Origin of the sequence: Mycobacterium sp., from assembly GCF_049683355.1 — a bacterium.
Classification (GTDB): domain Bacteria; phylum Actinomycetota; class Actinomycetes; order Mycobacteriales; family Mycobacteriaceae; genus Mycobacterium.
The window spans coordinates 1-4,115 of the sequence record NZ_JBAUJB010000363.1 but is presented as its reverse complement, the minus strand read 5'-3'; the positions used below and the strand labels follow the sequence as shown (position 1 = coordinate 4,115).

The 4,115-nt window shown below is 67.0% G+C and carries 5 protein-coding genes; 4 read left to right on the top strand and 1 reads right to left on the bottom strand.

Annotated elements, in window-relative coordinates:
• The first annotated feature begins 46 nt into the window (after window positions 1-46).
• A complete protein-coding gene (locus tag WA944_RS20840; RefSeq protein WP_159235559.1) occupies window positions 47-250 on the top strand; it encodes a cold-shock protein in 204 nt (67 codons plus the stop codon).
• Between the two features lie 77 nt (window positions 251-327).
• Here WA944_RS20840 and WA944_RS20835 read toward each other — a convergent pair whose 3' ends face one another.
• The gene (locus WA944_RS20835; RefSeq protein ID WP_526370809.1) at window positions 328-462 is read right to left on the bottom strand and encodes a hypothetical protein; all 135 of its coding nucleotides are present in this window, start codon (window positions 460-462) and stop codon (window positions 328-330) included.
• Between the two features lie 301 nt (window positions 463-763).
• Between WA944_RS20835 and WA944_RS20830 the strand changes: the two genes are divergently transcribed.
• The 3 genes from WA944_RS20830 to WA944_RS20820 form a co-directional block, all read left to right on the top strand.
• A complete protein-coding gene (locus WA944_RS20830) occupies window positions 764-1,861 on the top strand; it encodes a glycosyltransferase (RefSeq protein ID WP_526370811.1) in 1,098 nt (365 codons plus the stop codon).
• A gap of 28 nt (window positions 1,862-1,889) precedes the next feature.
• Window positions 1,890-3,368 (top strand): glycoside hydrolase family 130 protein, encoded by a 1,479-nt coding sequence (locus WA944_RS20825; RefSeq protein ID WP_526370813.1) that lies wholly within the window; start codon window positions 1,890-1,892, stop codon window positions 3,366-3,368.
• A partial coding sequence (locus tag WA944_RS20820) for a transglutaminase-like domain-containing protein (protein WP_526647305.1) occupies window positions 3,365-4,115 on the top strand: 751 nt, incomplete at its 3' end. The genes WA944_RS20825 and WA944_RS20820, both read left to right, overlap by 4 nt.

Here is a 4,115-nt window from a genome sequence, read left to right as displayed (position 1 = left end):
GGATGTCTGTCTGACATCCATTCAGAATGACGGAAGTTGAAAGAGTATGGCACAGGGAACTGTGAAGTGGTTCAACGGCGATAAAGGCTTCGGTTTCATCGCCCCCGATGGCGGCGCAGAAGATGTGTTCGTTCACTACTCGGAAATCGGTGGGAGCGGATACCGCTCGCTCGAGGAAAACCAGCGTGTCCAGTTCGAGGTCGAACAGGGCGCCAAGGGTCCTCAGGCGGTCGGCGTGACTGTCGTCTAGTAGGCGGCTCAAACCCGTAGATGTGGGCTGGTGGGATTTTCCCGCCAGCCCACATCTCGTTTTGATCCCGTTGCGCGTCAGCGCTTCTTGTGAACCGCTGTCTCGACGACCGAAGACTTGTCGGCGGCTTTAGCGTTCTTGGCCGCGCGTTTCTCCTTGAGGGACTTTCCGGACTTCTTGGACATTCCCTGTCGAGGTGATTTGTCGGACATCATCGGCCCCTTGATCGTTGTGGGGGCCTGGACGGTCCCTGTGAGTCGACCATACCTGCCGATTCCGGACGTCGGGCGGCGTCGCAGCGACCGGATGCAGGGTGTAGCGTGGAAGATGTTGGGAACCCAGCCAGTCCGGGATGCGTCAGTTGTGCTCCGCTGATCTCGCCGAGCAACCGCTCACGCCGGATACGCCGGTAGCAACCGTACGTCGGGATTGCCCTTGAACTCTGTGCCCACCTTCCAATCAATCCTTGCTCCTGCTGCGCGGCAGTCACTCTCCAAGACCGTCCGGTTCGGTGTGCTGAGCACCTACCCGCCGACGCCGTGCGGACTTGCGAGGTTCAGCGCGGGACTGTCCAGCGCGCTGAGTGGGCATGGATCCGAGGTCGGCGTGGTGCGGGTGGCCGACGACTCGGCGCCCGCGGGCAGCCAGGTCGTCGCCGAACTGGTCAACGGCTCCGCGCGGTCGGTGGCGGAATGTGCCGAAGCGCTCAATCTCAGAGACGTCGCGGTGATCCAGCACGACTACGACATCTACGGCGGCGCCGACGGCGCGGAAGTGCTCGACATCCTCGAGCAGCTACGCGTCCCGTCGATCGTCGTCGCCCACACCGTCCTCAAAAACCCCACGCCACACCAGCGGCAGGTGTTCGAGACGATCACGGCCAAGGCCGATCGTGTGGTGGTGATGTCCGACGCCGCGTGCCAGCGGTTGACCGGGACCTACGCGGTGGATCGCCACAAGGTGGTCACGATCCCGCACGGGGCGAGCCTTCCCACCTTGCCGCGCGTCAAGCGCGCGAGCAGACCCACGATCTTGACGTGGGGCCTGCTGCGTCCGGGCAAGGGCATCGAGCGGGTCATCGACGCGATGGCCTCGCTGCAGGACGTCCCGGGCCGGCCGCGCTACGTGGTGGCGGGGCGGACGCACCCGAAGGTGCTTGCCGCCGAAGGCGAGGCATACCGCGACTCCCTCATCGAACGGGCCCGCCTCGCCGGTGTCGCGGATTCGGTGACCTTCGACGCCCAGTACTACGGCGCAACCATGCTGGCCGCGCTGATCCAGTCATCCTCGGTGATCGTGGTGCCCTACGACGACGCTGATCAGGTCACCTCCGGTGTCCTCGTCGATGCCATCACCAGTGGCCGGCCCGTGGTTGCCACCGCATTCCCCCACGCGATCGAACTGCTCTGTGGCGGAGCGGGCCTGGTCGTCAGTCAGGACGACCCGGACGCGATGCGTACCGCGCTGCGTCAGGTCCTGACACAGCCGCGACTGGCAGGTTCGATGGCCGCCGAAGCTCGCCAGCTGGCACCGGAGATGGAGTGGTCGGTGGTGGCCGAAGCCTACATCCGGCTGGCCCAGCGGGTCCTCGCCGAACACAGATCACGTTGAAGGCCACGCTGCCTTTGACTGTGCTGCAATGACTTCGGCGCTCGCCGACCTCGTCATCCGGATCCCGCAGCGGCTGCCGGCCGACCCGTCGAGGGTCATCGCCCAACTCTTCGTTCCGGGTCAGCAGGAATACGAGCTCGCCGACTCCCGCGCCGGCGCCGTGCTCCGGCGGATCCTCGCTCTCAGCGAGGACGACGTGCGGGCAGCGCTGGACGATGTCGTCGCGCGCTTCGACAAGCGGCACCGTGACCTCGCGGGGACCTTCCGGCGGCACGCCCGCGAACTGGCCGACCGGCTGGACACCGATGCCGCACTGTCCGAAGACCGGATGTTGTTGCTGGGGGCGACGTTCACCAGCGAGTACGCCATCGAGGGTGCGGCGCTGTGCAACCCCAGCCTGGTCGCCCACCCGGATCAGTCGGGAACCGAGCCGGGCAGCCTGCGCTTTGTGATGAGCGTGCGCGGCATCGGGGAGGGCCACCGGTCGTCCATCGAGTTCCGCACCGGTGTCATCGACGCTGCCGGCGGGGTGACGGTCGACACGCCGGTGCCGTACGCCACCGTCGGCTCCGTCCGGTCGACGCTGCTCGATGGCGCGGTGTTCCGCAGCGAGCTGGTGCGGCTTCGTGTCGGAGGAGAGGCTGCCGACTACGTGCTCGACGCGCTCGGGGATCGGTTCACCAGAGCCGACCTCGACGAGCAACTCGACAAGCTGCAACACCACCTGAGAACCCGGGGCCACGCGTTGCAGACGATCTCGCAGATCCAGGCGATCGCCGAACGCACCTACGCCGTCGAGTTCGGCCCCGACATCCCGCTGTCCGAGCGGGTGCTTTCGCCGGCGATGGCCGCCGAGGCGGCCGGCATGGAGGACGCCCGTTTCGTGCGCTTCACCCGCGACGACGGGGCGGTGACGTTTTATGCCACCTACACCGCCTACAGCGGGTCGGAGATCGCCCAGCAGCTCCTCGAGACCGAGGACTTCCGGTGCTTCACGTCAACGCCGCTGGTCGGCCGTGCCGCCGCCAACAAGGGCCTGGCACTGTTCCCACGGCTGATCGGCGGCAGGTTCGCCGCGGTGTCCAGATGCGACCGCGAGTCGAATTCGATTGCCTTCACCGACAACCCGTTCCAGTGGACCGACTCGGTTCCCTGCCAGCGCCCGACTGAGGCCTGGGAGGCGCTGCAGCTCGGCAACTGCGGCCCGCCGATCGAAACCGAGGCCGGCTGGCTGGTGCTCACCCACGGCGTCGGCCCGATGCGGGCGTACCGCATCGGAGCGATCCTGCTCGACCTCGAGGATCCGACGCGGATCGTGGGCCGGCTGCGGGAACCACTGCTGAGTCCCGCGGCCGACGAGCAGGACGGCTACGTGCCCAACGTGGTCTACTCGTGCGGAGCGCTGGTGCACGCCGGGACTTTGGTCCTGCCGTACGGCATCAACGACGCGGCCATCGGTATCGCGACGGTGCCGATGCCCGAACTGCTCGCCGCACTGACCGAATGAACGAAGGGGTGACCGTGAAGCGACGGGTGGGGGCAGAGCTCGAGGTCGGTATCACCGCGGCGACGACGCTGGAGTTCCAGATCGCCGTCGCGCCGCACCCCAACACCGAAGTGTGGGAGTCGCTGTCGTTCGTGCTGGACGGCCGACCGTTGCAGGCCAGAGAGATCAGCGGCACCCACGGCAACCGGATCCACAAACTCAGCGACGTCCCGCCTGGGCGGCTCTCGGTCGGCTATTCGGCGACGGTCATCGGTCACACCGACCCGGCTCCGGTCAGCGAGTACGACCTGTCGATGTATCTGCGCCCCAGCCGCTATGCCGAGGCCGACAAGTTCTACGGTTTCGCCGCAACCGAATTCGGCAGCTACATCGATTCGGCGAACCTGCTGGCGAACGTGTCGTCCTGGGTCGGCGAACGGCTGAACTATGTCCCGGGGTCCAGTGACCCCATCGACGGGGCGGTGGACACGATGCTCTCCGGCGCCGGGGTGTGCCGGGACTTCGTGCATCTGGTGGTGGCTTTACTGCGGGCGGTCAACGTGCCCGCCCGCGCTGTCTCGGTGTATGCGCCGGGGCTGTACCCGATGGACTTCCACGCCGTCGCCGAGGCGTTCGTCGACGGGCAGTGGCGGGTGGTCGACGGGACCCTGCTGGCGCCCCGGCAGTCCCTGGTGCGCATCGCCACCGGCCGCGACGCCGCCGACATCGCCTTCCTGACCAACCACGACGGGGCGATCACGCTGGACA

Bases quoted from the DNA above. Each gene is read 5' to 3' on its own strand.
- WA944_RS20840 (WP_159235559.1), top strand. From the start codon at position 47: ATGGCACAGGGAACTGTGAAGTGGTTCAACGGCGATAAAGGCTTCGGT.
- WA944_RS20835 (WP_526370809.1), bottom strand. From the start codon at position 462: ATGTCCGACAAATCACCTCGACAGGGAATGTCCAAGAAGTCCGGAAAG.
- WA944_RS20825 (WP_526370813.1), top strand. From the start codon at position 1,890: ATGACTTCGGCGCTCGCCGACCTCGTCATCCGGATCCCGCAGCGGCTG.